Genomic DNA, 25,354 nt, shown 5'->3' on the forward strand with positions numbered 1-25,354 from the left:
AGAAAAACGACTGAGGCGAAATTTTGACGAGGCAAAAACCGGCGATAAAGCGTAGTTTACTGTAGTAAATGAGCATTTAGAGCCGATTTTTAACAACGTCAAAATGAGAAAAAGGGGTTTTAATGACTGCCTTTATTTAGCTGATGATCCACTACCACCGCTGCCGTTAAATCGCCCTGAACATTCACCGCGGTGCGAATGGTGTCAAGAATGCGGTCGATCGGCAGCAAAATCGCAATGGCCTCAGCAGGTAGCCCTACGGCTTGTAGCACCATAATCATGGTGACCATGCCAGCGCTGGGAATGCCGGGTGCGCCCATGGAGGCCACCATGGCGGTCAGCATCACCACAATTTGCTGGGCAATGGTTAAATCTGCGCCGACCAAGTAGGCAACAAACAAAGCAGCCGCCGCTTCATACAGCGCCGTGCCATCCATATTCATGGTGGCACCGACCGGCAACACAAAACCAGCAACATCTTTATTGACCCCCAAGCCTTGCTCGGCACAGCGCAAACTCAATGGCAAGGTCGCGGCACTGGAGCTGGTGGCAAAGGCCGTAATCAGGGCTGGTCGGGTAGCGCGCCAGAACCACAGCGGCTTGCGACCGGTAAACAGATACATCAAGCCAGGCAATATGACCACGCCATGAATAATGGTGATGGCAAACACCAGCACAATAAACTCGGCCATGGTGGCCAGTAGGTTCATATCTTGTGTGGCCATCAACTTGGTGAGCAAGGCCAGCACGCCCAGCGGCGCTATGCGCATAATCCAGTTAACAATCAGCATCAACAGTGCTAGCAGCTCTTGCAGGCTCGACAATAAAGTACGCGGACTGTCGGGCTTATGTTTGCTGTGCTGCATCAGGGCAATGCCAAGAAAAATTGCAAACACCACCACCGGTAAGATTTTTCCCTGGGCCATAGCAGCGATTGGGTTTAGAAGCAGGCTGTGCAGGATTTGCGCAAAAAACTCGCCGCCGCTCATTTGCTTGGCTTCAAATTGCGCCATGGCATCGGCAAACATCGCCAGTTGTAAATCGCCACCCGGTTTGACCCAAGCCGTCATTACCAGTGCCAGCACCATGGCGCACAGCATCGACAAGACAAAAAAGAACAGCGCATAGCGCCATACTTTACCGGCCTGATGGTGCGCCTGCAGGCTAGCGATACCGACCACAATTGAGGTGAAGATAAGCGGAATTAATATCATCTTCAGCAGGTCGATAAAAAATCGCCCGACGATATTGGCCCAATACAAGACTTCCGTTTTCAGTGTTGAATCATCGGCTAGGCCGTTCAGGCCATAACCCAATGCCAGGCCGATCACGGCGGCCAGCAAAATTTGAACATTAAGGCTGGTTAGCCAATGGCGCGCAGACAGCATGAATTCTCCTTATACCCAGCGCTGCATGACACAGCAGGCGACCAAATCGCCACTGACGTTAACCGCGGTACGACACATGTCGAGGATGCGGTCGACTCCTAGAATCAGCGCGATGCCCTCAGCGGGAATACCGACACTGGTCAATACTGTCGCCAGAATAACGATCCCTACGCCGGGCGTCGATGGTGAGCCAATGGAAGCACCGACCGTGGTCACCGCCAGCAATATGATTTGATGCAGCTCCATATCCACACCAAACACCTGGGCCAGAAATACGGCGGCAATAACCTGATATAACGCCGTACCGTCCATATTGATGGTGGCGCCTAACGGGATGACAAAACGCGCGGTGCTTTCGTCTATCTGCAGATCTTGCTGCGCCGTTTGCAATGACAGTGGCATCACCGCCGCCGAGCTAGAGGTGGAAAACGCCAGCAACTGCGCCGGGCGAATGGCTTTCGCAAAGGGCCACACAGGACGCCGTGCCAGCAGGGCAATAATCAACAAGTAACATATATAAAGGCATAACAAACCCAGCAACACAGTGCCGACGTAGGCCGACATGCCCAACAGCACATCCAGGCCAACTCGAATGGCGATGTCAGCAATCATGCCAAACACCGCATAAGGTGCCAGCAACATGGCCCAGCTCACCACCTTCATCGACACTTCTTGCACGCCTTCCACCACATCGCGTAACGCAGCGATGCGCTTGCGTGGAATGCTGGCCAAGGCTAAGCCAACAAAGATCGAAAATATCACCAGTTGCAACATGCTCTGCTCACTGATGGCTCGGGTGACATTGGTGGGGATCAGGTTAGAAATATGCTGCGGCAGCGAGGCACGCGCACTAACGGCCGTATCACTGGTTGCGGTGACTGGCGCGCTGGACATCAGTGCATCGACGTCGACGTAATTGCCCGGCTGAATTAACAGCGCCAGGCTAATGCCGATGGTCACGGCAACGGTGGTGGTTAAGACAAAATAGGGGGCAATGCGTATACCTAAGCGCTGCAGGGAATCGCCTTCACTGCCGCTGCTCACACCGAGCACAATCGAGCTGATAACAAGAGGGATCACCACCATTTGAATGAGATTCAAAAACAGCGTGCCAGGCAGCTTGATCCATTCGGCCAAGCTGTAAGCCAGCTCTGGGCTGACAGCACGGCCGCCTTCCGGCGACAGCCAAGTGCCCACGACCAATCCCAGCGCCAGAGCCAGAAGTATCTGTGCCCACAGCTGGTAGCGAATCAGTTTAATCAGAGGTTGCAGGCTGGTTTCAGCCCACTGAGACAGCGGATGAGAAGCAGGCATACGCAAAGGACTCGATACAGAAAAACAGCGCACTGTACCTGAGTGCGATGACGGCTGCATTGACCTCACGGCATGAACCAGACTGTTTCATGGTTAAGACTGGTCCGGCGCCAGTGACATTGTCACAGTGGACTTTTATATATAGGACACTGCTATGTATCACATGTTAGTTGGATTGATGGTCAAAGATGACGAGCTGTATCGACAGTACCGCCAGGCGATGATGCCGATCTTGGCGCGCTTTGGTGGCGACTTCCTATACGACGTTAAGGTGTCTGAAGTATTGAAAGCCCAGAATAGCGAGGACTTTAACCGACTGTTTGTTATCGCCTTTGCCACTGAAGAGCAACAGCAGCAGTTTTTTGTGCAGCCCGATTACCTGGCTGCCAAGGAAGAGTTTTTTGACGCATCTGTGGAGAGCACCCACTTTTTGGCGCAATGGTCCAGTTAGCTTTTGGCATCTGTCGGCACCCACCACATTAATAGCCAAGCCCACACTAAGGCTGCTAGCCCAACAATAAAGGTCGATGACAGATCCATGCCTTGCTGCAAGCCCAAGCGCGCCAGCCAGGGGCCAAGTAGTTGAGTGAAGCCGTACAGCGCAATCAAAGCGGCACTTAAACGCGGCCCTTGATGCGGGTGTAGCTGGCGGGCCAGGCGCTGGGTTAATAACACTGAGCCTAAGAAAGTCCCGCCCACTAATGCGGCACATAGCCACAAGCCGGCCAGGCTGTGGTCGAACCATAATAAGGCCGCCACGCCTGTTGCTTGCAGGGCGTAGTTGGCCAGCAATGCCGGTTTATCGCCTAAGCGTGCACCGAGATGATTCCATAGCCAAGTTGACGGTAAAGAGGCCAGCGCCACCACTAACCAAGCGCTGGGCTGAATGCTCAATTGCCACTGCTGCGATACCGCCGGCAAGAAGGTCATTGGCAGTATGTAGCCCAGTCCAGCACCGGCGTAGGCGGCAAACAAGGGCAGACTGGCGCGATCTAGTAGCGCTGGGCGCTGTAGTTGCTCGCTAGCAGGATGAGCGGCGGGTAAGCGATACAGATACCAGCCACTCCAGGCCGCTAAAGGAATCGCCACCAAGGCTGCTGGCCACCAGCGATCGGCACCGCTAAGCATGGGGGTGGCATCCACCAAGGCACTGCTGCCTAGCAAGCCGGTCCCCACGCCTAAATACATTAAGCCGCTTAAATGGCCTTTGTGGTGTTTTACCAGCCACTCCAGCACCTGTGCAGGTGCCAGCACAAATACCACGCCATTGCTGACGCCGTTGAATAACCTCAGCCACAGCAGTGGTGTATAGCTGTCGGCCTGGGTTTGCAGTAGCGACAGCACCGCACTGGCGATAATCCCTAGCAGCAGTCCGCTATGACTCATGCGACGCTGAAATAGCCACAGTGCCAATAGGGCACCCGCCAAATAGCCGACGTAATTCCAGCTCGCCAGGCTGGCAGCCTGAGCCAAACTGAGCAATCCGTCGTCGACCAACAGTGGCAGCAAGGGGGTGTATACAAAACGGCCCATGCCATGCACCAGTACCAGTGCAACAGCAGCGGCCAGGATAGGACCCCAATGAGACGACGGTTGCATGCGAATTCCGGCTAATGTGTTGGCCGTCAGCATACGCTTAGGTTGATGACAGGCCTATAACCCCTACGTCATGTTGACAATAACGCGGCTGAATTTGCCAACAGCTGGTTGCGTGTGGTGGAGTCAGTCACATTGAATAATGATGCGCAATCGTCAGTTGAGCGTGCTGCAGCACGTATCCATCGGCAGCGCTGTGGTAGTATGGCCGCTTTTATACTGGTGGAAGCGAGTCCTGATGGACGCCTTAACTCGGCAACTGTGCGATGGAGCACGGGCACTCAATATTGAATTAACAGACTTCCAACAACAGCAGCTGATGGAATACCTTAATTTGCTGCTGAAATGGAACAAAGCCTACAACCTAACCGCCATTCGCGAGCCCTCTGATATGGTGGCCTTGCACCTACTAGACAGCTTGGCGGTGCACTCGTATCTGGGTGATGCTCAGCATATTGCTGACGTCGGCACTGGGCCGGGTCTGCCTGGCATAGTGCTAGCGATCATGAACCCAGAGAAAGATTTCACCCTGATGGACAGCAACGGCAAAAAAACACGCTTTCTGTTTCAGGCTAAAACCAGTCTTAAGCTGCAGCGGGTCAGCATTGTGAACCAGCGTGTTGAGGCCTATAAACCTGAGCAGCCGTTCGATATGATCGTTAGCAGGGCATTTGCTTCTTTGTACGATATGACACATTGGTGCCAGCATTTATGTGCACCGAAGGGTTACTTCTTGGCCATGAAAGGGCAATATCCAGATCAGGAGATTGCCGAGCTTGAGAATCGCTTTGAAGTCGTGCAATCCCATGCCATACGGATTCCGGGTGTGGATGCGGAACGTCATCTGTTGCAATTACGATCGGCACAGGTGGGCGAGTGATGCAGCTGACTGAGCCCGATAACAACAGGACGGACAGTATGAATAAGATACTGGCGATAGCGAACCAAAAAGGCGGTGTTGGTAAAACCACGACGGCGGTGAACCTGAGTGCCTCGCTGGCGGCGACCAAACGTCGTGCCTTACTGGTTGATATGGACCCACAGGGCAATGCCACTATGGGTGCCGGCATCGACAAACATGATCTGGCCTTGTCTTTGTATGACGTGTTGACTGGCAAGTGTCGCACCGCGGCGGCTATTCAGCGCTCGCAAGAGGCCGGCTTTGATGTGTTACCGGCCAATGCCGATCTGACCGCTGCCGAAGTTGAGCTGATGGATATGAGCCGACGTGAAAGCCGTTTGCGCGAAGCGCTGGCAGAGGTGCGTCCGGACTATGACTTCATCATTATCGACTGTCCGCCATCCCTGAATATGCTGACGTTGAATGCGCTGGTGGCAGCCCATGGCGTGATGATTCCGATGCAGTGTGAATACTATGCCCTGGAAGGTCTCAGTGCGTTGATGCAGACCATAGAGTCATTAAAAGCATCGGCGAATCCGGCACTGCAGATCGAAGGTCTGCTGCGTACCATGTACGACCCGCGTAACAGTCTGACGGTGGATGTCTCCAACCAGCTGATCGAGCACTTTGGCGATCGTGTTTACAGTACCGTCATCCCGCGCAATGTACGTTTGGCCGAGGCACCGAGTCATGGTGTACCGGCATTGATTTACGATAAAACGTCGCGCGGAGCCGTGGCGTATCTGGCGCTGGCGGGTGAGCTTAATCGCCGCAGTGAAAAAGTTCCCGCAGATGCCTCACTCTAGTGAGTACTGACGACAACACTAAGAACACTCATGGTTAAGAAAAAACGTGGATTAGGACGAGGCCTGGATGCCTTGATGGCGGGCAGCAAAGCCGCCGTTGAAACAACCATCAGCGCTGAACAAGTAGCTGCAGCCCCGCAACTGCACAGCGAAGAAAAACTGCAAGACGGTAGCTTACGTCGTTTACCGGTAGAGTGGATTCAGCCGGGCCAATATCAGCCGCGGCGCGATATGCAGCCAGAAGCGTTAGAAGAGCTAGCAGCGTCGATCAAATCCCAAGGGCTGATGCAGCCTGTGGTCGTACGGCCTTTGAGCGGTCAGAGCGAGCAATTTGAATTGATTGCAGGTGAGCGGCGCTGGCGTGCCTGTCAGCTGGCGGGCCTGGACACCATTCCGGCGCTGATTCGTTTGGTGTCAGACGAAACCACCATCGCCATGGCGCTGATTGAAAACATTCAGCGTGAAGATCTCAACCCGATGGAAGAAGCCAATGCGTTGCAGCGGTTGCAGCAAGAATTTGAGCTGACTCAGTTAGAAGTGGCCGAAGCCGTGGGTAAAAACCGCGCGACTGTGGCCAATTTGCTGCGCCTGACCAACCTCAATGAGGATGTTAAGCGTTTGCTCGAGCACGGCGATATCGACATGGGTCATGCGCGTGCTTTGTTAGCACTGGAAGGCGGTCAGCAAAGCGAAGCGGCGGCTCAGGTGGTGGCCAAAGCCCTGAATGTACGCCAGACCGAAGCGCTGGTGCGGCAGCTGCAACAACCCGCTGCAGCGGCTAAAAAAGCGGCGGCGGACCCAGACATCAAGCGTTTAGAGCAGGTGTTAGGGGATAAGTTGGGCGCTAACGTCGCAATTCAGCATGGCAATAAAGGCAAGGGCAAGCTGGTCATTAACTACGGCAGCGTGGACGAATTAGAAGGGATTTTGGCCCACATCAAATAAGGTCGGGCATGAACCGCAGTGGCTCTCGACCTTGTTGCTCCATACGGGATAATACGCTGATTAATAAGGCATTGTGCCTATTATGAAGATCCGCGTTAACATTTCGTATCGTTATATTTGGCCATTCACAATGTGAATGGCCCACATCATCAAAATACAGTCAATTAGCCTGATACAACCTTCGGTTTCTGTTGATGCTGCAAGGGCGAGTCAATATAATCACGGCGCCTGAAAAATAGGCTGTTGCAAGAAATTGGCCAATCAGCGAGGCTCTGGATGCCCGGCATACCACGACCTCCGGTCTACCGGATCGTGCTTTTTCAGCTTGTGCTCACGATTCTGGTTGCGCTGATGGCGTGGCTACACAGTGGCGTGGCGGCAAAATCCGCCTTACTGGGTGGTCTGACCTGCGCTCTACCCAATGCGTATTTTATATGGAGCGCATTCAGGTACAGTGGTGCGCGGTCATCTGTACGTATTGTGCAGTCGTTCTACCAGGGCGAATCCTGGAAATTTGTGCTCACCGCGCTGTGTTTTGGCGTCATCTTCCAGCGTGTTGAGCCACTGAATGTTCTGGCACTGTTTGTGGGCTTCATAACAGTGCAGCTGGGGGCTTTAGCCTCAGCCAAGATAGCGAATTTATAAACCTTTGGAATTGAGAGTGAACAATGGCTGGTAACTCCCAAGAGTATATCTCGCACCACCTCACCAACCTTACCTACGGCAAATTGCCGGCAGGTTATGTGCGTGAGACTTGCACCAACGACGCGGGTGAAACCGTCACTAACTGTGAACTGACGGAAGCCACCTGGACCCTGGCGCATAACAAACAAGAAGCGGCGGATATGGGCTTCAGCGCCGTTCATGTCGACTCACTTGGCTGGTCGATTGGCCTGGGTGCCATGATTATGTTCCTGTTCTGGCGTGCGGCAAAAAAAGCCAGCACCGGTGTGCCAACGGGTATGCAGAACTTCGTTGAACTCGTTGTTGAGTTTATCGACAACACAGTTAAAGAATCGTTCCACGGTAAAAGTTCACTGGTAGCACCGCTATCTCTGACCATCTTTACCTGGGTCTTCATGATGAACTTCATGGACTTAATTCCAGTTGACGTATTGCCGACCATCTTTGGCTTGTTCGGTGTGCATTATATGAAAGTCGTGCCGTCTACCGACGTAAACGTCACCCTGGGTATGGCGCTGTTTGTATTTGCCCTGATGATCTTCTATTCGATCAAGATCAAGGGTATCGGAGGTTTTGTTGGTGAACTGACCTTGCACCCGTTTAATGCGAAAAACCCTGTGGTGCAGGCGCTGTTTATTCCAGTTAACTTCTTCCTCGAATCTGTTGCATTGATCGCTAAGCCGATCTCTTTGGGTCTGCGACTGTTCGGCAACATGTACGCCGGTGAGATGATCTTCATCCTTATCGCGTTGATGTTCTCTGCCGGTGCATTCATGGGTCTGTTGGGCGGTGTATTGCAATGGGCTTGGGCAGTTTTCCACATTCTGGTGATCACACTGCAAGCGTTCATTTTCATGATGTTGACCATCGTGTATCTGAGCATGGCGCACGAAGATCATTAATTTTTTAACCCTTAACTCACTTTAACTAACTTACTCTATTTGGAGAAAATTATGGAACAAGGTCTGGTATTCCTGGCAGCGGCTCTGATGATCGGTCTGGGTGCTCTGGGTACTGCAATTGGTTTCGGTTTGCTGGGTGGTCGTCTGCTGGAAGGTACTGCTCGTCAGCCTGAGCTGGGTCCAATGTTGCAAGGTAAAATGTTCCTGATCGCTGGTCTGTTGGACGCCGTACCAATGATCGGTGTTGGTCTGGGTCTGTACCTGATGTTCGCTGCCTAAGGGTTCATTGATTAACGAACTTCCTTAACTTACGAACATGAGGACTCTGGCGTGAACATTAACGCGACTCTAATCGGCCAGATCATCACCTTTGCTATCTTCGTGTGGTTCTGCATGAAGTTTGTATGGCCTCACTTGTTGGGTGCCATGCAAGAGCGTGCAAAGAAAATCGCCGATGGTCTGGACGCGGCTAACCGCGCAGAGCGTGACCTGGAGCTGGCTCAAAAACGAGCAGCAGACCAGTTACGTGAAAGCAAAGAACAAGCTGCTGAAATCATCGAACAAGCTGGCAAGCGCGCAAACCAGATCATCGATGAGGCGAAAGACGCCGCACGTGCTGAAGGTGAGCGTTTGGTAGCTGCTGCTCAAGCTGAGGTTGAGCAAGAGGTGAACCGCGCTAAAGAACAACTGCGTAAGCAGGTATCTGAGCTGGCCGTTGCCGGCGCAGCCAAGATTCTCGGTAAGTCAGTTGATCCTGCTGCTCATTCTGAGCTGTTGGATAAACTTGCTGACGAACTGTAAGCGAGGTTGCCATGGCTGAATTAACAACTCTCGCTCGGCCATACGCCAAAGCTGTGTTTGCTGAAGCACAAGAGAAAAATGTACTGGACGCCTGGTCTTCTGACCTGGCCACTTTGGCAGCCTTTGCTGCCGATGCCGATATGGCAAAAGTGCTGGTGCATCCTTCTCTGACCTCTGCTCAGCAAGCACAGACGTTGATTGACGTATGTGGCGACAAACTGAATGACACAGCCAAAAACCTGGTAGCCGTTCTGGCCGAAAACAAGCGCTTGCCGCTGTTGCCTGAAATCGCCGCCCTGTTCGAAGAGCTGAAAGCTCAACTGCAAAACACGGTCGATGTGGTCGTGACTTCTGCACACGAACTGAGCAGCGAACAGGCCGATAAACTGGCGCAGGCTTTGAAAGCCAGGCTGAACCGCGACGTACGTTTAACCAGCGAAGTCGATGAGTCTCTCATCGGTGGCGCCGTTATTCGTGCAGGCGACCTGGTAATCGACGGCTCGGTCACAGGTAAATTGTCAAAATTAGCCGAAGCGATGAAATCCTAGTTTGAGGGACGATGCATGCAGCAACTGAATCCATCCGAGATCAGTGAAGTCATCAAAAAACGCATCGAAAGTCTCGATGTGACTTCACAAGCCCAGAACGAGGGCACCGTCGTATCTGTTTCCGACGGTATCGTTCGTATCCATGGTCTTGCCGACGCTATGTACGGTGAGATGATTGAATTTGAAGGCGGTGTATACGGCCTGGCCATGAACCTGGAGCGCGACTCTGTTGGCGCCGTAGTCCTGGGTGACTACAAAGGTCTGGCTGAAGGTCAAACTGCTAAATGTACTAGCCGTATCCTGGAAGTACCAACAGGCGAAGCTCTGCTGGGCCGCGTGGTTGATGCTCTGGGTAACCCAATTGACGGTAAAGGCCCAATCAACACTGACACCACTGCTCCTGTTGAGCGCGTTGCACCGGGCGTTATCGCTCGTCAGGGCGTCGATCAGCCACTGCAGACGGGTTATAAAGCGGTTGACTCCATGGTGCCAATTGGCCGTGGTCAGCGTGAGCTGATCATTGGTGACCGTCAGACTGGTAAGTCGGCGATGGCTATCGATGCCATCATCAACCAGAAAGGCACTGGCGTTAAGTGTATCTACGTGGCTATCGGCCAGAAGCAATCTTCGATTGCTAACGTAGTACGCAAGCTGGAAGAGCACGGCGCTCTGGAACACACCATCATCGTTGCTGCCGGTGCAGCGGATCCTGCAGCAATGCAGTTCCTGGCCCCTTACGGTGGCTGTGCGATGGGTGAATACTTCCTCGACCGTGGTGAAGATGCACTGATCGTTTATGACGATTTGACCAAGCAAGCTTGGGCATACCGTCAGATCTCGCTGCTGTTGAAGCGTCCTCCAGGTCGTGAAGCTTACCCTGGTGACGTTTTCTACTTGCACTCACGTCTGCTGGAGCGTGCATGTCGCGTTAACCCAGACTATGTGAAACAAGTGAGCGGCGTAGAAGGCAAAACGGGTTCTTTGACGGCTCTGCCGATCATTGAAACTCAGGGTGGTGACGTATCTGCGTTCGTACCAACCAACGTGATCTCGATCACCGATGGTCAGATCTTCCTGGAAACCAACCTGTTCAACTCTGGCGTACGTCCAGCGATGAACGCCGGTATTTCGGTTTCTCGTGTAGGTGGTGCAGCACAAACCAAGATCATTAAGAAACTGGGCGGTGGTATCCGTCTGGCACTGGCTCAGTATCGTGAGCTGGCAGCCTTTGCTCAGTTTGCATCGGATCTGGATGATGCGACTCGTGCCCAGCTGGAACATGGCCGTGCGGTCACCGAGCTGATGAAGCAAGGTCAGTACGCACCGATGTCGACTGCCGAAATGGGTCTGTCGATTTTTGCTGCCAACGAAGGCTTCCTGAAAGACGTTGAAGTGGACAAGATTCAGGCATTCGAAGCCGCCTTGTTGAGCTACGCCAACAGCGAATACGCTGCATTGATGGCGAAGATCAACGAAAAAGGTGACTTCAATGATGATATCGCCGCTGGCCTGAAAGAGTGTATTGAGAAGTTCAAAAGCACTCAGGCTTGGTAAGTCCGGCGCTGGCGTCTCTGTAAAGAGCCGCCAGCTGGCTTAACTCAACTGAAGGCAGCTTAATTATGGCAGTCGGAAAAGAGATTAAAGAGCAGATATCGAGCGTACAAAGCACGCAGAAAATTACTTCAGCAATGGAAAAAGTTGCTGTAAGTAAGATGCGTCGTGCTCAGCTGCGCATGCAAGAAAGCCGGCCTTATGCGGATAAGATCCGTCAGGTAGCCAGCCACCTTGCTATCGCCAACAGCGAGTATCGTCACCGATATCTGGAAGAACGCGAAATCAAACGCGTTGGTTTTATCGTGGTATCTTCCGACCGTGGCCTGTGTGGTGGTTTGAACAACAACTTGTTCAAGCGCCTGGCACAACAAAGCAAAGCGTGGAAAGACCAAGGGGTTGATGTTGACTATTGCGCCGTGGGTGCAAAAGCCAACCTGTTCTTCTCTAGCTTTGGTGGAAATGTGCTGGCGTCTGCTACCCACTTGGGCGATGCGCCGGAACTGGCCAGCCTGATTGGCTCGGTCAAGGTTATGCTGGATGCGTACGACGAAGGCAAGATTGATCGCTTGTTTATCATGCACAATCAATTCGTCAACACCATGACTCAGCAACCACAAACCATACAACTGCTGCCACTAGAGGCAGACGAAAGCGACGACAGAAAGCATTCCTGGGATTATCTGTACGAGCCTGACGCAGCCAGCATTCTTGATGGCCTGTTGCTGCGCTACATCGAGTCACAGGTGTATCAGGGTGTCGTAGAAAACAATGCCTGTGAACAGGCTGCACGTATGCTGGCAATGAAAAACGCCACCGATAATGCGGGCAGCATGATTAATGAGTTGAACTTGCTGTACAACAAAGCACGTCAGGCAGCTATTACTCAGGAAATTTCTGAAATCGTTGGCGGTGCCGCGGCGGTATAGCCCGGCAGCAAAGTATTTAGGTTAAGAGGAACCGTATATGAGCGGACGTATCGTACAGATCATCGGTGCCGTGATCGACGTGGAATTTCCACGCGACAACGTACCTAAGGTCTACGACGCCCTGACCGTGGATGGTACTGAAACGACTCTTGAAGTTCAGCAACAGCTGGGCGACGGCGTGGTTCGTACCATTGCGATGGGCTCGACAGAAGGCCTGAAGCGTGGCCTGCCTGTTACTAACACTAATGCACCTATCCAGGTACCTGTGGGCGTTGAAACCCTCGGTCGTATCATGGATGTACTGGGTCGTCCTATCGACGAGTGTGGTGACATTGGTGAGCAGGAGCGTGCTTCTATTCACCGTCTGGCGCCAAGCTTTGACGAGCAAGCCAACAGCACTGAGCTGCTGGAAACTGGTATTAAAGTAATCGACCTGATCTGCCCATTCGCTAAGGGTGGTAAGGTTGGTCTGTTCGGTGGTGCCGGTGTTGGTAAAACCGTAAACATGATGGAGCTGATCAACAACATCGCTAAGGCACACTCAGGTTTGTCTGTATTCGCGGGTGTTGGTGAGCGTACTCGTGAAGGTAACGACTTCTACTATGAGATGGCGGAATCCGGTGTTGTTGACCTGGAAAACAAGCCTAACTCTAAAGTAGCGATGGTTTACGGCCAGATGAACGAACCCCCAGGCAACCGTCTGCGTGTGGCTCTGACCGGTCTGACCATGGCTGAGAAGTTCCGTGACGAAGGTAAAGACGTACTGTTGTTCGTTGACAACATTTACCGTTACACCCTGGCGGGAACCGAGGTTTCTGCACTGTTGGGTCGTATGCCTTCAGCGGTAGGTTATCAGCCAACTCTGGCTGAAGAAATGGGTGTTCTGCAAGAGCGTATTACCTCAACTAAAACTGGTTCGATCACCTCGATCCAGGCGGTATACGTACCTGCGGATGACTTGACTGACCCATCGCCAGCGACCACCTTCGCTCACTTGGACTCCACCGTTGTACTGTCTCGTGACATCGCTGCTAAGGGTATTTACCCAGCGATTGACCCACTGGACTCTACTTCTCGTCAGCTGGATCCTCTGGTGATCGGTAACGAACACTATGATTGTGCTCGTGGTGTGCAGGGTGTTCTGCAGCGCTATAAAGAGCTGAAAGACATCATCGCGATTCTGGGTATGGACGAGCTGTCTGACGAAGACAAGCAGCTGGTAGCCCGTGCCCGTAAGATCGAGCGTTTCCTGTCTCAGCCATTCCACGTGGCCGAGGTATTTACCGGTGCGCCTGGTAAGTACGTTTCTCTGAAAGAAACCATTCGTGGTTTCCAAGGCATTCTGAACGGTGACTACGACGCACTGCCTGAGCAGGCGTTCTACATGTGTGGCACCATCGACGAAGCCATCGAGAAAGCGGAAAAGCTGTAACTGGTTGAGGTCAGCGCCGCTGCGCTGACCGCACCGCAACAGAGGAATCGACTATGGCAATGACAGTCCACTGCGATATTGTCAGCGCGGAAGAAAGCCTGTTTTCAGGCTTGGTTGAGCGTGTGGTTGCCACTGGTGAGTTAGGTGATTTGGGTATCGAACCCGGCCATACTCCCCTGCTGACACCGTTGAAGCCAGGTCCGATCCGTATCGTTAAGCAAGGTGGCAGCGAAGAGATCGTGTATCTCTCCGGTGGTTACCTGGAAGTTCAGCCACATATCGTTACGGTATTGGCCGACACTGCGGTACGGGCAGATAACCTGGATGAAGCGGCAGCTCTGGAAGCGAAGAAGCATGCCGAGCAGGCTCTGGCGAATCAGGGCGCGGATTTCGATTATTCGCGTGCATTGACTCAGCTGGCCGAAGCGGCAGCGCAACTGCGTACCATTCAGCAGATCCGCGAAAAACTCGGCAAGCGTTAAGTTTGCTGCAGTTAAAAACCCGCCCTGTGAAAACAGTGCGGGTTTTTTATTGTCTGACATATGGAAATCACTGCAGCCACCGCGATGTATTTATTGCTAGATTGCGAAGCACAATTCTTTCCGCACAACGGAGCAGCGCATGATTAGCGTGAGAACATCTTTATTGATTGCTACTCAGATAATGTCGTTGTTGAGTAGCTCTGTGCGCGCCGATGATGCTATCGCCTCAGTGACAGAGCCCGCTTACGGTTTATGGTCATTAGCCGCAAATCATCGCATTAGTGTGTTTCGTGATGTGCCGGCGCAAACAACCCCAGCACTGTTGGTGTTTGGCGGTTACGGCCCGGTATTCATCGAGGCCAATCGCTTTGGCCATAACTTCTATCGAGATGGCACTTGGTTTGCCTCAGCCGTTGGTAATTTACGCAGCCACAACGCCTTATCTCAGCAGCAGATTGACAATAGTGACGTGTTAAGCCGCTACCACTTACAAGAACGCAAAGCCGCATTTGAAGTGGGTTTACAGCTAGGTCGACGTTTTACCAATGGCTGGTTTGCGCGTTTTGCCTGGTTACAGGATATCAGTCAACGTCACAACAGCAGCGAGACTGAGTTATTACTGTACCGACGCGATGAGTTAGATATCGGCCTTTCTGCTCCCGTTATCTTATTGAGTGTGGCCGGACTTCAGCGACAAAGTGCGGGGCTTAATAATTATTATTTTGGCCTTGAGCAAAACGAGTTGAGTCAATCGCAACAGCAAACCTATCACGCTGATGCTGGTTGGTCGCTAGAGCTTGAATTAATTGCTAGCTACCGCTTTGATGATACAAATGTCGGAATGTTTATCGGGTTGCGTCATTATCAGTACGACCACTCAGTGAGCGATAGCCCACTGACCCATGGCGGTTTGGTACAGCAATATTTTGCCGGCGCTGGCTGGTATTTTTAAACTCAGCCATCGCTGGTGATTTTATTAATCAACTCCTGCAGCACGGTTTCTGCTTTGTCGTTGTCTACTTGGCAGGTCCCTGCATTTTTATGGCCGCCACCGCCATAGGATAAGCACAGCTCACCAATATGGGTTTTGTGGCTGCGGTTTACGATAGACCCTCCAATGGCAAACACGGTGTTTTGCTGCTTCAGCCCCCACAGCACATGAATGGAAATATTTTGCTCGGGGAATAACGCATAAATCATAAAACGATTTCCGGCATAAATAGTTTCTTGCTGGCGTAAATCAAGCACTACCAGATTGCCATAGACGCTGGAACATTGGTGGATTTGATCCTCAAATAGCGGCCGCTGCTCGTTGTACAGCTCAACTCGCTCTTTCACATCCGGCAGCTGCAGAATTTCCTCAATGCTGTGATCGCGGCAGTAGTCGATCAGCTGCATCATCAGCTGATAGTTGCTAATGCGAAATTCACGAAAGCGCCCCAAGCCGGTGCGGGAGTCCATCAAGTAGTTCAGCAACACCCAGCCTTGTGGATGCAAGATTTCTTGCTGAGTGAACTGGGCTGAATCCGCTTTATCCACAGCTTCCATCATGTCGTCGCTGATATCGGGGAAGCGCGCTTGGCCACCGTAATAGTCATAAACCACTCGAGCTGCGGACGGAGCGTCTTCGAAGATAATGTGATTATCAGGACGCTGATCTCCACGGCGGCTGAGCTCGGATGCATGGTGATCAAAGCATAAATGACAGCCTGCTACATAAGGCAGGTTGGTGGTGATGTCGTTGGCACCGATTTCTATTTTGCCATCCTGCATGTCCTTCGGGTGAACGAACAGAATGTCGTTGATCATACCCAGCTCTTTAAACAGCACGGCACATACCAAGCCGTCAAAATCGCTACGGGTTACTAGACGGAATGATCCTTCGCTCACGGTGTTATCTCCGATTTCGATTCATCTCTCAGAGTAGACGATCTGTTTCATCTTGCGGGGCTGTGTGGTTGAATGCGCGCCTGGCAACTGCCGTTAATTGGCAGCCTAATAAAAGTACTAAGACTAAGGAACTGTCTTGATGAAACGCTTGGCCACTTTGGCCTTTACACTCTCTGCTGCTCTTCCTATGGCAGCTCATGCTGATCTATATGTTGGCTTGGATCTGGCGGCCGGCAGCGGTGAAAACGAATTTGACGTGTCGTCTTCGACGCTTACTCAGGATATTGATACCGGTACGGTGGCGTTGAAAATTGGCTATGTCACCCAAGCCGGTAATCGCCTGCAGTTGAGCTTTACCGGCATTGATGCTGAGGTAGACGATGCCGATATAGAGCACGAGTTCAGCGGTATCGACTTTGATGCCAAGTTTCCATTCGGCGAGAGCAGGGTTAAACCCTACTTGGGCATCGGTTTAGGCTTATACACTTGGGAAGACACTGGGTATGCGTTCGCTGATGGCGATGACCTCAATGGTATTGCCTTGAACTTGTCGGGTGGTGCTTTGTTTGAGGTCACTGATCATTTTGATTTAGAGGCTGGCCTGCAAATTAAAGCGATCGGTTGGCAGAGCATAGAGGTTATCGGCAGTGACGAGGAGATTGACGTCACCACAGCCATGACGCAATTGATGGTAGGTGCGAACGTTCGTTTCTAATGTTGTAGCCCAGCCGGTCAGGCTGGGCTTATCCCTTTTACGATTCGAAAAGCGGCTTTATCGCAAACAACGCATCGTACTCAGGCTCCGACTTACCCGCTTTGGCCTGAAAGCTTTTCATCATATCCGTGGGGCGGAACATGCCGGCTTGCCAGGTGGCCATGTATTTGAGGCTGTCTTCAACACTGTGGTCACGGCTGTAATTCAGCATCTCTTTGCAGCCTGTCACTGCCAGCGGTGAATTGGTGGCAATCTGCGCGGCTATGTTCATGACTTCCGCCAGCATGCTTTGCTGATCGGCAAACACTTGGTTCACTAACCCTAATTGCTGCGCCTCTTGCGCACCGAACTTACGCCCGGTATAGGCCAGCTCTCGCACCACGCCTGGCGCAATTAACTTGGGTAAACGTTGCAGGGTACCGACATCGGCAGTCATGCCCAGTTCGGTTTCTTTAATGGTGAAATAGGCATCTTCGGTGGCGTAGCGACAGTCAGCGGCACACACCATATCCAAGGCGCCGCCTATGCAGCCGCCTTGAATGGCGACCAATACTGGCAAACGCACCTGTTCCAAGCTGCTGAGGGAGTCCTGCAGTTGCAGCACCACTCGTCTTAGATTCTCGGCCATACGACCCGGGTCGCCCGTCATGGGGACTGCCTTAGGGTCACTAAACACTGCCAAATCCATGCCTGCTGAGAAGTGTTTACCTGTGGATGAAATCACCACCACACGGGCATCACCGCTAGCCTCTATCTCACGTAAGCACAGCGGCAGTTCCTGCCAGAATGCTTGATTCATACTGTTGAGTTGATCGGGGCGGGAAAGGATCAGGTGAGCAATGTGATCCTGCAGTTCAACGCTAAAGCACTGATAGTCGGACATGGGCGACTCCTTGAATGTTGACACTGTCAAGATACGGAGGCGCCGCTATAGGGTCAATGTTTAATAATCGCTGGCCAGCTCATGTTGCTGTTGATATTGCCGCTCTAACTGGAGCAAATTATGGGACAAATACTGGTTAGATCCACTAGCGCTTCGGCGCACGGTGACCAGCCCTTCCGACACACCCCACTGTCTTAAGTTGGCTATGCGCTGTTGCTGCCATGAGCAGCTTTGCCAGTCATTAATCTTGGCGCTGAACTGCTGAGTTTGCTGCTGGTTATCTTGGTAGCTAACACTCACCTTATGCAGCAAGGGGGCCTCAGGCAGTGCTTGTAAGGCGACCCAGAAAGTGCGGCTCATACCCGGTGGAACCAGCAGTTGATCTTCGTAAAGATGATTGGAACTAGTACCGGGCGGTATAGACGCCAGCTGGGCAGACTCGTCTAGTGTCGTCGCTGCGGTCACTGCTGCGACTCCGGTGGCAAGGGCCCTGGTGGTCTTATCGTCACTGCTCTCTGCGATGAGTCTTGCCACACTGACGGCCGCGAGTCGCGCCAAGTTGGTGTTATGTTCATTGCGCAGGGAGAGATTGGTTTGGGCATCGGCCCAGGCCAGCAGTTCTTTTCCGGCTAATACTCGGTACTGGTTGTCATGATCGAGATCAAACTTCAGCTCGGCCTGGTTTAAGGTATAAAACTCATTGCTGGGGTTGTGCATAGTAAACGCCAGGTAGCCAATCTGATCACTGCACAAAACAGGCAAAAATGAGGCCGACACTTGCAATGGAGCATTGCTATCGTTGCCGCTGTCAAAGCTGGCTTGAGGCCCAATTTGCTGTTGGGCACAACCGCTAAGTGCCAAGCCAATCAACAAAGAGTAAGAAAGTTTTCCATAAGTCATTGTGTGTTCCTTCACAGGTTGAATCTTGCCTAAGGCTAACGGATCCAACACTGTTGCAAAACCACCGTGGGTAAACGCTTTATGCCATTTTTGGAACGCGTGTATTCATGTTCAGTTCAGTTACACTGCTGCGGAGACTAGCTGTAGAGGCGGCCATGAAATTATCGCAAACCGACCTTAACTTGTTTGTCGTTTTTGATGTGATTTATCAGGAAGGCAACTTAACCCGCGCGAGTGAGCGACTGCATTTATCCCAACCGGCCGTCAGCCATGCACTAAGCCGGTTACGAGAACGCTTTGCCGATCCGCTATTTGAGCGCAGTGGCCGGCATATGGTGCCAACCCCCTTGGCCAGGGCCATTATTGAACGAGTTCGCAGCGCCTTAGCCGAGTTGGAATCAACCTTGGATGAAGGTCTGGTATTTGAGCCCAGCCGCTCAGGACGACAATTTACCCTGGCCATGCGCGATTTACTCGAAGCAACGGCCTTGCCAGCCCTAGTGAGCCATATCCTGCCCCAAGCACCGGGCATACGCTTGCGCAGTGTGCGTCAGCGACGGCGAGAGCTGGTGATGGCATTGCGCAATGGCAATATCGATTTTGCTGCCGATGTGCTGCTGCCGGTGGAATCGGACATTGCTCACCAATGCATTGGTGAGCAACAGCTGGCGGTATTAATACGCCAGCAACACCCCGCCTTGTTACAGCCGTGGGATGTGGATAACTATCTTGGCTGGGGACATGTGCAAGTCTCTAGTCGCCCGCAGGGGCCAGGTATGGAAGATGTCGCCTTGGCTCAACAAGGGTTGCAACGGCGCATTGTGCTGCGCTGTCAGAACTACTACGCCGCATTGCAGCTGGCCGCCAGCACAGATCTGCTGTTAACCGTGCCACAAGACTATGCTCTGCAACTGGCCAGCCAGCAGCCACAGCAGTGGTTGGTAAAGCCATTTCCAGTAGCGTCGACAGTGTTACAACTGCACTTATATTGGCATCAAAAAGCCCTGCGTGACCCGGCGCTACAGTGGTTACAGCAGCAAATTCTGGCTGTATTTACAGGTACAACGGAAACAGCTCAGCCGCCGTTTCAATAATGCTGGCGTGACGCTGGGCCAAACGTTGGTGATCACGGTCGTAACCACCGCCAATCACAGTAGCGACCGGAATATGGCGTCTTAAGCAGTGTGTTAAGACCAGCTCGTCGCGCTGGCGAATGCCGTGGCTGCTGATATTCAGATGCCCTAATTCATCGTCCGCCCAGACATCAACACCGGCGTCATACAGCACCAAATCGGGCTGCAAGCGCTGTAACAGCGATACCAGGGTGTGTTCGACCTGAGCCAGATAAGCGTCATCCACAAGGCCCTTGTCGAGGCCGATATCCAGATCGCTGGCGGATTTTCGAAATGGAAAATTCTTTTCGCAGTGAATGGAGCAGGTAAAGGCCCGTTGTTCGTTGGCCAGTATGGCGGCGGTGCCATCGCCCTGATGCACATCCAGGTCAAAGATTAAAATACTGTCTACTTCACCGCTATTAAGCAGAGTTTGCGCGCTATAAGCGAGATCATTGATTAAGCAAAAGCCAGAACCAAAGTCGCGGTGGGCGTGATGGGTACCGCCAGCCAAATGGCAGGCCATACCATATTGCAGCGCCAGCCGTGCGCTCAGCAGAGTGCCGTTGGGAGCCGTTAAGGTACGATCAATCAACCCCTGGCTCCAGGGCAAGCCGATACGACGCCACACTCGGCTATCAAGAGACTCTTGTATCAGACCTTGTAAATACTCGGGTGAATGCACCAGCGCCAGCTGTTGCACACTGGCGGCTTCTGGTTGGTACAGGTTGTTATTAACCAGCCCTGTTTGACAGCAATATTCATATAAACGCCGGAACTTAGACATCACAAATCGGTGTTGCTGCGGAAAGGGGCAGGAATAGTTGTGATGGTAAACCAGCGGCAGGGTCATACGTTTTTGCCGATCCACACCACCCGGCCAATCACTTCCAAATCGGGCGTATCTTGCAGCTTGAGGAGCAAACGATCATAGCTAGGATTGTCACTGAGCAGCCATACTCCCTGACCTGGCGCGACCTGAGTGCGCTTCACCAACAAGTGGCCATCGTTGCGGATAACAAAGATCTGGCCGTCTTGGGGCAGGGTGTCGCTGGTATCCACCATTAAGGTGTCGTTATCGGCAATGGTGGGCTCCATACTGTCACCACGGGCATACACCATGACCAGATCTTTGGCGTTAAGGCCGCGATAGGACAGCCAGCGATGACGAAACGCCAGCCGCCGCGCTGGTTGCTCATCCAGCGGAATACTGCCGTTGCCCGCACTCACATGCACGTTATAACCAGGAATCAATGCAAACTCTTGCGCCACTGTTCCTTCACTGGTGCCATCGCCATCGCGACAAAACACCGGTTCCTCGCCACTGATCAGCCACTGCAGCCGTACCCCGGCGACGGCGGCCATATCCAACAATACCGAGATTTTGGGATCGCTGTCTTTGGCGCTATAGCGATGTACCTGAGACTCCGATACTTGAATCAGCTCCGCTAGGCGGCGTTTTCCACCGACTGTGTCTGCCACCAATGATATACGGGAGGCTATGCCTGTCAAAACTGAATGATTGGCGTGGTGATCATCGCTCATGGTTGTTTACTCTGTCCCATGTTTATCAAAAAGGGGTTACTTTGTGCGTTTTGTATAGCATAAATGATTGATTGCAAGTGAGGCAAGGGGTAGAATGTCTTCCGTAAATGAGTGATTCGCCACTCAAAAATGAGCTTCGCGGTCGGCGTAAGCCGCTGTGTCGCTCAATTGTGCCATATTACAGCAAAAAAGCACGTTTGTACTGTGCTTGAAGCCCTGCTGATTTGGCATAGCTGACGAAGCACTCTCATTTGTGCAAACAAAAAGGAGTACGTTGACGTGACAGCCAATAACGCTACGCAAGGGCATTGGGAAGAGCACATTCATCACCTGTCGGCAGCGGACAAAAAACAATGGGCGAGAGACTATTGTGCCATTGCAGAACTGTGTAACGGCGCATTACAGCGCATGGGTTACGACCAACAAGCGGCGGATAAAGTCTGCCACGTATTGCTAACCGAGCTGACCCAATATTGTGGCGGCCGCCATATTTATTTCCCCAAACGTGAACGCATGGATTCCAGCCTGCGCGATGACGCACTCTATCGCGACTGGGCCGAGCAGGGCTTAAAGCCCATGATCCTGGCGGAAAAATATGGCATTAGCAGAACTCATGTATATCGACTGATCAATAAAAAACGTACTGCCCGGCAGCCAATAGCTCACTAATGGAGGTCACATGGGTAATTATCAAACACTTGAACAAATAGACCGCATTATCTTGCACTGCAGCGATACCCCAAATGGGCGTCATCACAGCGCCGAGGATATCGACGTATGGCATAGACATCGAGGTTTTAAACGTAACCTGCTGATTGCGCCTGAACATAGGCCAGAATTATCGGCTATTGGTTATCACTTTGTTATTCGCATTGATGGCCGTATTGAATCTGGGCGACCGCTGAATGAAAGTGGCGCCCACACCCGCGGTCACAACCGTGGCAGTATTGGTATTTGTTTGATTGGCCGCGATCAATACAGCCAACAGCAATGGCAAGCCTTAGAGCAGTTAATCAAATTGTTAGAAAAGCAACTAGGCACAGAACTTAAAGTGTTGGGCCATAACCAACTCAGCAATAAAACCTGCCCTGGATTTGATGTGCATAGATGGATGTATGAAGACTTTGATGAAGAATCTAAACATACACTCTGCATAGCAACGGCATATCAGCCACCAGACGGAGTGAACTATGCTATGGGATAAACTGTTGTCTTCATCGCTTGATAAACTCGTTGATCTGGTCGATGAGCTACATACCTCGGCGGAAGAAAAGGACAATATAAAAGGTCAGATTAGAACTGCTGAAATTGATCTTAAAAAGGCCATACTCGAAAGCGAAAAATCACTGATCGATAATCAACAAAAAATATTGGTACAAGAAGCGCAAGGTGAAAGCTGGCTACAAAGAAACTGGCGACCTATTACTATGCTTACTTTCTTAGTACTAGTGGTATTAGACACGCTAGGACTAACTCACTTTCGCCTAAGTGAACAGGCTTGGAACCTATTGCAGATTGGCATCGGCGGGTATGTAGTCGGCCGTAGCTGTGAAAAGCTGGTGCCAGTACTGAAAAAATAACGGAGTAATTATGAACATTGATACGGAATGGTACGATGAACTAAATGATGAAGAGCAAATAAATATACAAAATAACCGAAAACTCAGCCACTGTGAAGACCTGAGACTGTGCAGCTACTGTGGTGATTATCTGGATGGTTACCAGCAACACCGGCGACATTATTGTCGGGAGTGTTCGGGTATCGCAGCGGCGGATGAGTTATGCCAGAGCTAGACTATCGTGCATTGAAATTTTGGTTTGATATTGTCCAAGTAGTCATCATCTTAGCATTTGCCGTGTATACCTGGATGCTAAGTCGATATAAAGCTAATGAATCCAGTATTGTCAGTGTGCGAGAGCAGCTCTATTCGCGCCTTAAAAAAATCGATGAGCGGGTCACTTTGTTAGAAAGTGACCTAGCACATGCACCTAGCCATGAAGACATGGCGGCATTGCACTCACAAATAAATGACGCGGCACAAAAGTTGACCAGCGTGCAGGGCGAGTTAAAGCAAATGAATAGTACCATGCAACTTATGCATCAGCATTTGCTCAACAAAAAATAGAATTTAATTTAAAGCTTTAACATATTTTGGATCAATAGGTTACAAACTCTCGATATAATAACCACATATTCTGTTGCAAAAGCCAGGATATAAAAGTAAGGGAAAAAATTGAATCCTTAACCTGTTTTTGAACACTAGGTGACAGAATAAAGAGATAATACCAACACTGATTGGCTGGTTTGACAATCAGAAATACAGAGCCGAGGTAACTTGTGCATACCGAAACCTTATTGCAGGCCATCGTTGATGATCTTGCCCAGCATACTGATGCTGTAAGTAGCCTAATCGGGCTGGAGGACAATCTATCGGAACAAGACTTCCCGGTTGTTCGTGTTGTTCCTGCTCTATTGAGCAATGAAATAAATAGCAGTGGAAATCGTGAACTAGATGTTCACATATACTTTGGTTATCGCCAAAACACTGAGACAAGCTTATCTCAGGTATACAGTAAAAACTGCATGCTTGAACGGCAAATCGACGCCCAGATGAAAAATGGGCAATGGTTAGCCACGAATAAAAAGACAGAAATGCAATATGAAGGGCAGGTAACAGAAAGGCTATATAGGTCTGTATATACCCTCCATATCTAACTACACAAAGATTAGGATAAAAAATGAAAAATCGTACTAATCGCCGTCTGCTATTGGCGGCTATTGAAAACACTTATGGTGATGATGCAGCGCCAACGGCAGCCCTGAATGCGGTATTAACGCGCTCCATTTCTCTAACCCCTCTGGCCGGTGACGATGTTCAGCGCCAACTGGATCGGCCTTACTTTGGCAACGCGCAAACCATTGCCGGTGAAAAACACGTCGAACTCACCGTCGAAGTAGAACTGGCAGGATCAGGTACCGCTGGCGCTGCCCCCGCTTGGTCACCACTGATGCGTGCTTGTGGCTTTAAAGAGACCGTTAACGATGGCTCAGATGTGGTTTATAACCCAGTGACGGGCGCCGAAGAATCATTAACGGCATATATCAACCGTGACAGCGTATTGCATAAATTTACCGGCGGCCGTGGCTCAGTCTCCTTTACCTTTGATGTCAACAACATTCCGGTAATGAGCTTTACCTTTAAGGGTCTATTTTCACCGATTGCCAATGGCGATATGCCAACGGATGCTGACTTTAGTGCTTACCAAACGCCTATGCCGGTCACCGCTGCAAATACGCCGTCCTTTACCTTGCACGGCCTGCCGTTGAGCTTTAACCAGTTGTCACTGGATATGGCCATCGAAGTCGTCAAGCACCAGGTGGTAGGCAGCAGCTCATCCATTGAAATTAACGGCCGTGCACCAAGTGGCAGCGCTACCGTCGAAGAGCCAGATTTGGCCACCATTAACCTATATGAAAAAGCTCGCCAGGGCGATTTGGGAACACTGAGCCTAGTGCACGGCACCGAGGCCGGCAATATCGTACAAATTGATTGCCCGCAAGTAGGTACCGGTGCACCAACGGAATCGGATCTTAATGGTATGCAAATGCTGCAAGTGCCATTAACGATCAATCCAAATACCGGTAACGACGAAATTCAAATCACAGTTAAGTAAGGAATATCACATGTTTAAGATCAAAACCGACCGTACCTACCAATACCCAGTTGCTGTTACTTACCGCGAAGGTAACGAAGAAAAACAAGGCGAATTTGTTGGCATTTTCAAAACCTTGAATATGGCCGAACTCGAGCGTGTAGGCGCCGATGACGAAAAAGCCTTGGATGTCGTATTTGTAGGCGCCGAAGGCGTAGAGATGGAAGGCCATGACGGTCAGAGCTTAAGCGGTGACGACATGCTCGCAGCCCTGCGCTCTGATCCGGACATCTCCCAAGCCATTTGGGCCGCCTACCAGGATAGTTACGCAAAAAAGGGCCAGAGCAAAACCTAAAAGATGCAGGCCGTGCTTGGG

General features: G+C 51.5%; 32 protein-coding genes. 24 read left to right on the top strand and 8 right to left on the bottom strand.

Translation table 11 applies throughout. The features are described 5' to 3' along the window. Positions 1 to 119 precede the first annotated feature (119 nt). Positions 120 to 1,388 carry a dicarboxylate/amino acid:cation symporter gene (locus tag AC55FS_RS01830; RefSeq protein WP_496934358.1) on the bottom strand — a complete coding sequence of 423 codons (1,269 nt, stop codon included), beginning with the start codon at positions 1,386 to 1,388 and terminating at the stop codon, positions 120 to 122. Between the two features lie 9 nt (positions 1,389 to 1,397). After that, the gene (locus AC55FS_RS01835; protein ID WP_496934359.1) at positions 1,398 to 2,702 is read right to left on the bottom strand and encodes a dicarboxylate/amino acid:cation symporter; all 1,305 of its coding nucleotides are present in this window, start codon (positions 2,700 to 2,702) and stop codon (positions 1,398 to 1,400) included. Positions 2,703 to 2,856: 154 nt separating this feature from the next. Between AC55FS_RS01835 and AC55FS_RS01840 the strand changes: the two genes are divergently transcribed. Then, the gene (locus tag AC55FS_RS01840) at positions 2,857 to 3,153 is read left to right on the top strand and encodes a DUF1330 domain-containing protein (protein WP_496934360.1); all 297 of its coding nucleotides are present in this window, start codon (positions 2,857 to 2,859) and stop codon (positions 3,151 to 3,153) included. On the opposite strand, the gene AC55FS_RS01845 is transcribed toward AC55FS_RS01840, so the two are convergent. Then, positions 3,150 to 4,301: a YbfB/YjiJ family MFS transporter gene (locus tag AC55FS_RS01845; RefSeq protein WP_496934361.1), complete on the bottom strand. Its 1,152-nt coding sequence runs from the start codon at positions 4,299 to 4,301 to the stop codon at positions 3,150 to 3,152. The genes AC55FS_RS01840 and AC55FS_RS01845 overlap by 4 nt on opposite strands. A 235-nt stretch (positions 4,302 to 4,536) precedes the next feature. On the opposite strand from AC55FS_RS01845, the gene rsmG reads away from it, so the two are divergent. The 13 genes from rsmG to AC55FS_RS01910 all read left to right on the top strand — a co-directional run bounded on the left by rsmG (position 4,537) and on the right by AC55FS_RS01910 (position 15,231). Beyond that, positions 4,537 to 5,178 carry a 16S rRNA (guanine(527)-N(7))-methyltransferase RsmG gene (rsmG, locus tag AC55FS_RS01850; protein ID WP_496934362.1) on the top strand — a complete coding sequence of 214 codons (642 nt, stop codon included), beginning with the start codon at positions 4,537 to 4,539 and terminating at the stop codon, positions 5,176 to 5,178. Positions 5,179 to 5,216: 38 nt separating this feature from the next. Then, positions 5,217 to 6,005, top strand: a complete 789-nt coding sequence (locus tag AC55FS_RS01855; protein WP_496934363.1) for a ParA family protein — start codon at positions 5,217 to 5,219, stop codon at positions 6,003 to 6,005. Between the two features lie 30 nt (positions 6,006 to 6,035). Next, positions 6,036 to 6,950, top strand: a complete 915-nt coding sequence (locus tag AC55FS_RS01860; RefSeq protein ID WP_496934364.1) for a ParB/RepB/Spo0J family partition protein — start codon at positions 6,036 to 6,038, stop codon at positions 6,948 to 6,950. A 276-nt stretch (positions 6,951 to 7,226) separates the two neighbouring features. Beyond that, complete coding sequence (locus AC55FS_RS01865) at positions 7,227 to 7,595, top strand: ATP synthase subunit I (RefSeq protein ID WP_496934365.1); 369 nt, start codon at positions 7,227 to 7,229, stop codon at positions 7,593 to 7,595. 23 nt (positions 7,596 to 7,618) lie between these two features. Next, complete coding sequence (gene atpB, locus AC55FS_RS01870; protein WP_496934366.1) at positions 7,619 to 8,536, top strand: F0F1 ATP synthase subunit A; 918 nt, start codon at positions 7,619 to 7,621, stop codon at positions 8,534 to 8,536. Between the two features lie 51 nt (positions 8,537 to 8,587). Then, positions 8,588 to 8,815: a F0F1 ATP synthase subunit C gene (gene atpE / locus AC55FS_RS01875; RefSeq protein ID WP_015488783.1), complete on the top strand. Its 228-nt coding sequence runs from the start codon at positions 8,588 to 8,590 to the stop codon at positions 8,813 to 8,815. 51 nt (positions 8,816 to 8,866) lie between these two features. Then, a complete protein-coding gene (locus AC55FS_RS01880; protein WP_496934367.1) occupies positions 8,867 to 9,337 on the top strand; it encodes a F0F1 ATP synthase subunit B in 471 nt (156 codons plus the stop codon). An 11-nt stretch (positions 9,338 to 9,348) separates the two neighbouring features. Next, on the top strand, positions 9,349 to 9,885 hold the full coding sequence (locus tag AC55FS_RS01885; protein ID WP_496934368.1) for a F0F1 ATP synthase subunit delta: 537 nt from the start codon (positions 9,349 to 9,351) through the stop codon (positions 9,883 to 9,885). Positions 9,886 to 9,900: 15 nt separating this feature from the next. After that, entirely contained in the window at positions 9,901 to 11,439 is a 1,539-nt protein-coding gene (gene atpA / locus AC55FS_RS01890; protein ID WP_496934369.1) for a F0F1 ATP synthase subunit alpha, read from the top strand. A gap of 65 nt (positions 11,440 to 11,504) precedes the next feature. Then, complete coding sequence (gene atpG / locus AC55FS_RS01895; RefSeq protein ID WP_496934370.1) at positions 11,505 to 12,365, top strand: F0F1 ATP synthase subunit gamma; 861 nt, start codon at positions 11,505 to 11,507, stop codon at positions 12,363 to 12,365. Positions 12,366 to 12,402: 37 nt separating this feature from the next. After that, positions 12,403 to 13,797 (top strand): F0F1 ATP synthase subunit beta, encoded by a 1,395-nt coding sequence (gene atpD, locus AC55FS_RS01900; RefSeq protein WP_496934371.1) that lies wholly within the window; start codon positions 12,403 to 12,405, stop codon positions 13,795 to 13,797. 53 nt (positions 13,798 to 13,850) lie between these two features. Then, positions 13,851 to 14,279, top strand: a complete 429-nt coding sequence (locus AC55FS_RS01905) for a F0F1 ATP synthase subunit epsilon (protein WP_496934372.1) — start codon at positions 13,851 to 13,853, stop codon at positions 14,277 to 14,279. Between the two features lie 139 nt (positions 14,280 to 14,418). Beyond that, positions 14,419 to 15,231 (top strand): MipA/OmpV family protein, encoded by an 813-nt coding sequence (locus AC55FS_RS01910; protein ID WP_496934373.1) that lies wholly within the window; start codon positions 14,419 to 14,421, stop codon positions 15,229 to 15,231. Between the two features lie 2 nt (positions 15,232 to 15,233). Here AC55FS_RS01910 and AC55FS_RS01915 read toward each other — a convergent pair whose 3' ends face one another. Next, a complete protein-coding gene (locus AC55FS_RS01915; protein WP_496934374.1) occupies positions 15,234 to 16,169 on the bottom strand; it encodes an exopolyphosphatase in 936 nt (311 codons plus the stop codon). A 139-nt stretch (positions 16,170 to 16,308) separates the two neighbouring features. Between AC55FS_RS01915 and AC55FS_RS01920 the strand changes: the two genes are divergently transcribed. Continuing rightward, on the top strand, positions 16,309 to 16,884 hold the full coding sequence (locus tag AC55FS_RS01920; protein WP_496934375.1) for an outer membrane beta-barrel protein: 576 nt from the start codon (positions 16,309 to 16,311) through the stop codon (positions 16,882 to 16,884). 37 nt (positions 16,885 to 16,921) lie between these two features. Here AC55FS_RS01920 and AC55FS_RS01925 read toward each other — a convergent pair whose 3' ends face one another. Together AC55FS_RS01925 and AC55FS_RS01930 are read right to left on the bottom strand one after the other, a co-directional pair. Continuing rightward, positions 16,922 to 17,767 (bottom strand): crotonase/enoyl-CoA hydratase family protein, encoded by an 846-nt coding sequence (locus AC55FS_RS01925; RefSeq protein ID WP_496934376.1) that lies wholly within the window; start codon positions 17,765 to 17,767, stop codon positions 16,922 to 16,924. 60 nt (positions 17,768 to 17,827) lie between these two features. Then, the gene (locus AC55FS_RS01930) at positions 17,828 to 18,667 is read right to left on the bottom strand and encodes a hypothetical protein (protein WP_496934377.1); all 840 of its coding nucleotides are present in this window, start codon (positions 18,665 to 18,667) and stop codon (positions 17,828 to 17,830) included. Between the two features lie 155 nt (positions 18,668 to 18,822). Here AC55FS_RS01930 and AC55FS_RS01935 point away from each other — a divergent pair, with 155 nt between their 5' ends. Next, the gene (locus tag AC55FS_RS01935; protein WP_496934378.1) at positions 18,823 to 19,761 is read left to right on the top strand and encodes a LysR family transcriptional regulator; all 939 of its coding nucleotides are present in this window, start codon (positions 18,823 to 18,825) and stop codon (positions 19,759 to 19,761) included. Here AC55FS_RS01935 and AC55FS_RS01940 read toward each other — a convergent pair. Together AC55FS_RS01940 and AC55FS_RS01945 are read right to left on the bottom strand one after the other, a co-directional pair. After that, positions 19,721 to 20,632, bottom strand: a complete 912-nt coding sequence (locus AC55FS_RS01940) for a histone deacetylase family protein (protein WP_496934379.1) — start codon at positions 20,630 to 20,632, stop codon at positions 19,721 to 19,723. The two genes, AC55FS_RS01935 and AC55FS_RS01940, sit on opposite strands and share 41 nt — an antisense overlap. After that, positions 20,629 to 21,324 carry a S24 family peptidase gene (locus AC55FS_RS01945; protein ID WP_496934380.1) on the bottom strand — a complete coding sequence of 232 codons (696 nt, stop codon included), beginning with the start codon at positions 21,322 to 21,324 and terminating at the stop codon, positions 20,629 to 20,631. Before AC55FS_RS01945 ends, AC55FS_RS01940 begins: the two co-directional genes overlap by 4 nt. A 279-nt stretch (positions 21,325 to 21,603) precedes the next feature. Between AC55FS_RS01945 and AC55FS_RS01950 the strand changes: the two genes are divergently transcribed. The 8 genes from AC55FS_RS01950 to AC55FS_RS01985 all read left to right on the top strand — a co-directional run bounded on the left by AC55FS_RS01950 (position 21,604) and on the right by AC55FS_RS01985 (position 25,333). After that, a complete protein-coding gene (locus tag AC55FS_RS01950; protein WP_496934381.1) occupies positions 21,604 to 21,993 on the top strand; it encodes a Mor transcription activator family protein in 390 nt (129 codons plus the stop codon). Between the two features lie 10 nt (positions 21,994 to 22,003). Further along, positions 22,004 to 22,528: an N-acetylmuramoyl-L-alanine amidase gene (locus tag AC55FS_RS01955; RefSeq protein ID WP_496934382.1), complete on the top strand. Its 525-nt coding sequence runs from the start codon at positions 22,004 to 22,006 to the stop codon at positions 22,526 to 22,528. Beyond that, the gene (locus AC55FS_RS01960; protein ID WP_496934383.1) at positions 22,515 to 22,904 is read left to right on the top strand and encodes a 3TM-type holin; all 390 of its coding nucleotides are present in this window, start codon (positions 22,515 to 22,517) and stop codon (positions 22,902 to 22,904) included. Before AC55FS_RS01955 ends, AC55FS_RS01960 begins: the two co-directional genes overlap by 14 nt. Before the next feature lie 10 nt (positions 22,905 to 22,914). Then, entirely contained in the window at positions 22,915 to 23,118 is a 204-nt protein-coding gene (locus AC55FS_RS01965; protein WP_496934384.1) for a hypothetical protein, read from the top strand. Next, the gene (locus tag AC55FS_RS01970; protein ID WP_496934385.1) at positions 23,106 to 23,450 is read left to right on the top strand and encodes a DUF2730 family protein; all 345 of its coding nucleotides are present in this window, start codon (positions 23,106 to 23,108) and stop codon (positions 23,448 to 23,450) included. Before AC55FS_RS01965 ends, AC55FS_RS01970 begins: the two co-directional genes overlap by 13 nt. A gap of 212 nt (positions 23,451 to 23,662) precedes the next feature. Beyond that, on the top strand, positions 23,663 to 24,040 hold the full coding sequence (locus AC55FS_RS01975; RefSeq protein WP_496934386.1) for a hypothetical protein: 378 nt from the start codon (positions 23,663 to 23,665) through the stop codon (positions 24,038 to 24,040). A 23-nt stretch (positions 24,041 to 24,063) separates the two neighbouring features. Continuing rightward, positions 24,064 to 24,999, top strand: a complete 936-nt coding sequence (locus AC55FS_RS01980) for a phage tail tube protein (protein WP_496934387.1) — start codon at positions 24,064 to 24,066, stop codon at positions 24,997 to 24,999. A 10-nt stretch (positions 25,000 to 25,009) separates the two neighbouring features. Then, entirely contained in the window at positions 25,010 to 25,333 is a 324-nt protein-coding gene (locus AC55FS_RS01985) for a hypothetical protein (protein ID WP_496934388.1), read from the top strand. The last annotated feature ends 21 nt before the right edge of the window (positions 25,334 to 25,354 follow it).

The sequence above is a fragment of the Bacterioplanes sp. CLAM21 genome (assembly GCF_059641015.1).

Excerpts from the sequence above, each read along its gene's own strand:
- AC55FS_RS01845 (WP_496934361.1), bottom strand. The coding sequence starts at position 4,301 with ATGCAACCGTCGTCTCATTGGGGTCCTATCCTGGCCGCTGCTGTTGCA.
- AC55FS_RS01840 (WP_496934360.1), top strand. The coding sequence starts at position 2,857 with ATGTATCACATGTTAGTTGGATTGATGGTCAAAGATGACGAGCTGTAT.
- AC55FS_RS01970 (WP_496934385.1), top strand. The coding sequence starts at position 23,106 with ATGCCAGAGCTAGACTATCGTGCATTGAAATTTTGGTTTGATATTGTC.
- AC55FS_RS01865 (WP_496934365.1), top strand. The coding sequence starts at position 7,227 with ATGCCCGGCATACCACGACCTCCGGTCTACCGGATCGTGCTTTTTCAG.
- AC55FS_RS01830 (WP_496934358.1), bottom strand. The coding sequence starts at position 1,388 with ATGCTGTCTGCGCGCCATTGGCTAACCAGCCTTAATGTTCAAATTTTG.
- AC55FS_RS01960 (WP_496934383.1), top strand. The coding sequence starts at position 22,515 with ATGCTATGGGATAAACTGTTGTCTTCATCGCTTGATAAACTCGTTGAT.
- AC55FS_RS01905 (WP_496934372.1), top strand. The coding sequence starts at position 13,851 with ATGGCAATGACAGTCCACTGCGATATTGTCAGCGCGGAAGAAAGCCTG.
- AC55FS_RS01925 (WP_496934376.1), bottom strand. The coding sequence starts at position 17,767 with ATGTCCGACTATCAGTGCTTTAGCGTTGAACTGCAGGATCACATTGCT.
- atpB (WP_496934366.1), top strand. The coding sequence starts at position 7,619 with ATGGCTGGTAACTCCCAAGAGTATATCTCGCACCACCTCACCAACCTT.
- atpD (WP_496934371.1), top strand. The coding sequence starts at position 12,403 with ATGAGCGGACGTATCGTACAGATCATCGGTGCCGTGATCGACGTGGAA.
- AC55FS_RS01910 (WP_496934373.1), top strand. The coding sequence starts at position 14,419 with ATGATTAGCGTGAGAACATCTTTATTGATTGCTACTCAGATAATGTCG.
- AC55FS_RS01945 (WP_496934380.1), bottom strand. The coding sequence starts at position 21,324 with ATGAGCGATGATCACCACGCCAATCATTCAGTTTTGACAGGCATAGCC.
- AC55FS_RS01860 (WP_496934364.1), top strand. The coding sequence starts at position 6,036 with ATGGTTAAGAAAAAACGTGGATTAGGACGAGGCCTGGATGCCTTGATG.
- AC55FS_RS01920 (WP_496934375.1), top strand. The coding sequence starts at position 16,309 with ATGAAACGCTTGGCCACTTTGGCCTTTACACTCTCTGCTGCTCTTCCT.
- AC55FS_RS01940 (WP_496934379.1), bottom strand. The coding sequence starts at position 20,632 with ATGACCCTGCCGCTGGTTTACCATCACAACTATTCCTGCCCCTTTCCG.
- AC55FS_RS01930 (WP_496934377.1), bottom strand. The coding sequence starts at position 18,667 with ATGACTTATGGAAAACTTTCTTACTCTTTGTTGATTGGCTTGGCACTT.
- AC55FS_RS01885 (WP_496934368.1), top strand. The coding sequence starts at position 9,349 with ATGGCTGAATTAACAACTCTCGCTCGGCCATACGCCAAAGCTGTGTTT.
- AC55FS_RS01835 (WP_496934359.1), bottom strand. The coding sequence starts at position 2,702 with ATGCCTGCTTCTCATCCGCTGTCTCAGTGGGCTGAAACCAGCCTGCAA.
- atpE (WP_015488783.1), top strand. The coding sequence starts at position 8,588 with ATGGAACAAGGTCTGGTATTCCTGGCAGCGGCTCTGATGATCGGTCTG.
- rsmG (WP_496934362.1), top strand. The coding sequence starts at position 4,537 with ATGGACGCCTTAACTCGGCAACTGTGCGATGGAGCACGGGCACTCAAT.
- AC55FS_RS01855 (WP_496934363.1), top strand. The coding sequence starts at position 5,217 with ATGAATAAGATACTGGCGATAGCGAACCAAAAAGGCGGTGTTGGTAAA.
- atpG (WP_496934370.1), top strand. The coding sequence starts at position 11,505 with ATGGCAGTCGGAAAAGAGATTAAAGAGCAGATATCGAGCGTACAAAGC.
- atpA (WP_496934369.1), top strand. The coding sequence starts at position 9,901 with ATGCAGCAACTGAATCCATCCGAGATCAGTGAAGTCATCAAAAAACGC.
- AC55FS_RS01980 (WP_496934387.1), top strand. The coding sequence starts at position 24,064 with ATGAAAAATCGTACTAATCGCCGTCTGCTATTGGCGGCTATTGAAAAC.
- AC55FS_RS01955 (WP_496934382.1), top strand. The coding sequence starts at position 22,004 with ATGGGTAATTATCAAACACTTGAACAAATAGACCGCATTATCTTGCAC.
- AC55FS_RS01965 (WP_496934384.1), top strand. The coding sequence starts at position 22,915 with ATGAACATTGATACGGAATGGTACGATGAACTAAATGATGAAGAGCAA.
- AC55FS_RS01935 (WP_496934378.1), top strand. The coding sequence starts at position 18,823 with ATGAAATTATCGCAAACCGACCTTAACTTGTTTGTCGTTTTTGATGTG.
- AC55FS_RS01985 (WP_496934388.1), top strand. The coding sequence starts at position 25,010 with ATGTTTAAGATCAAAACCGACCGTACCTACCAATACCCAGTTGCTGTT.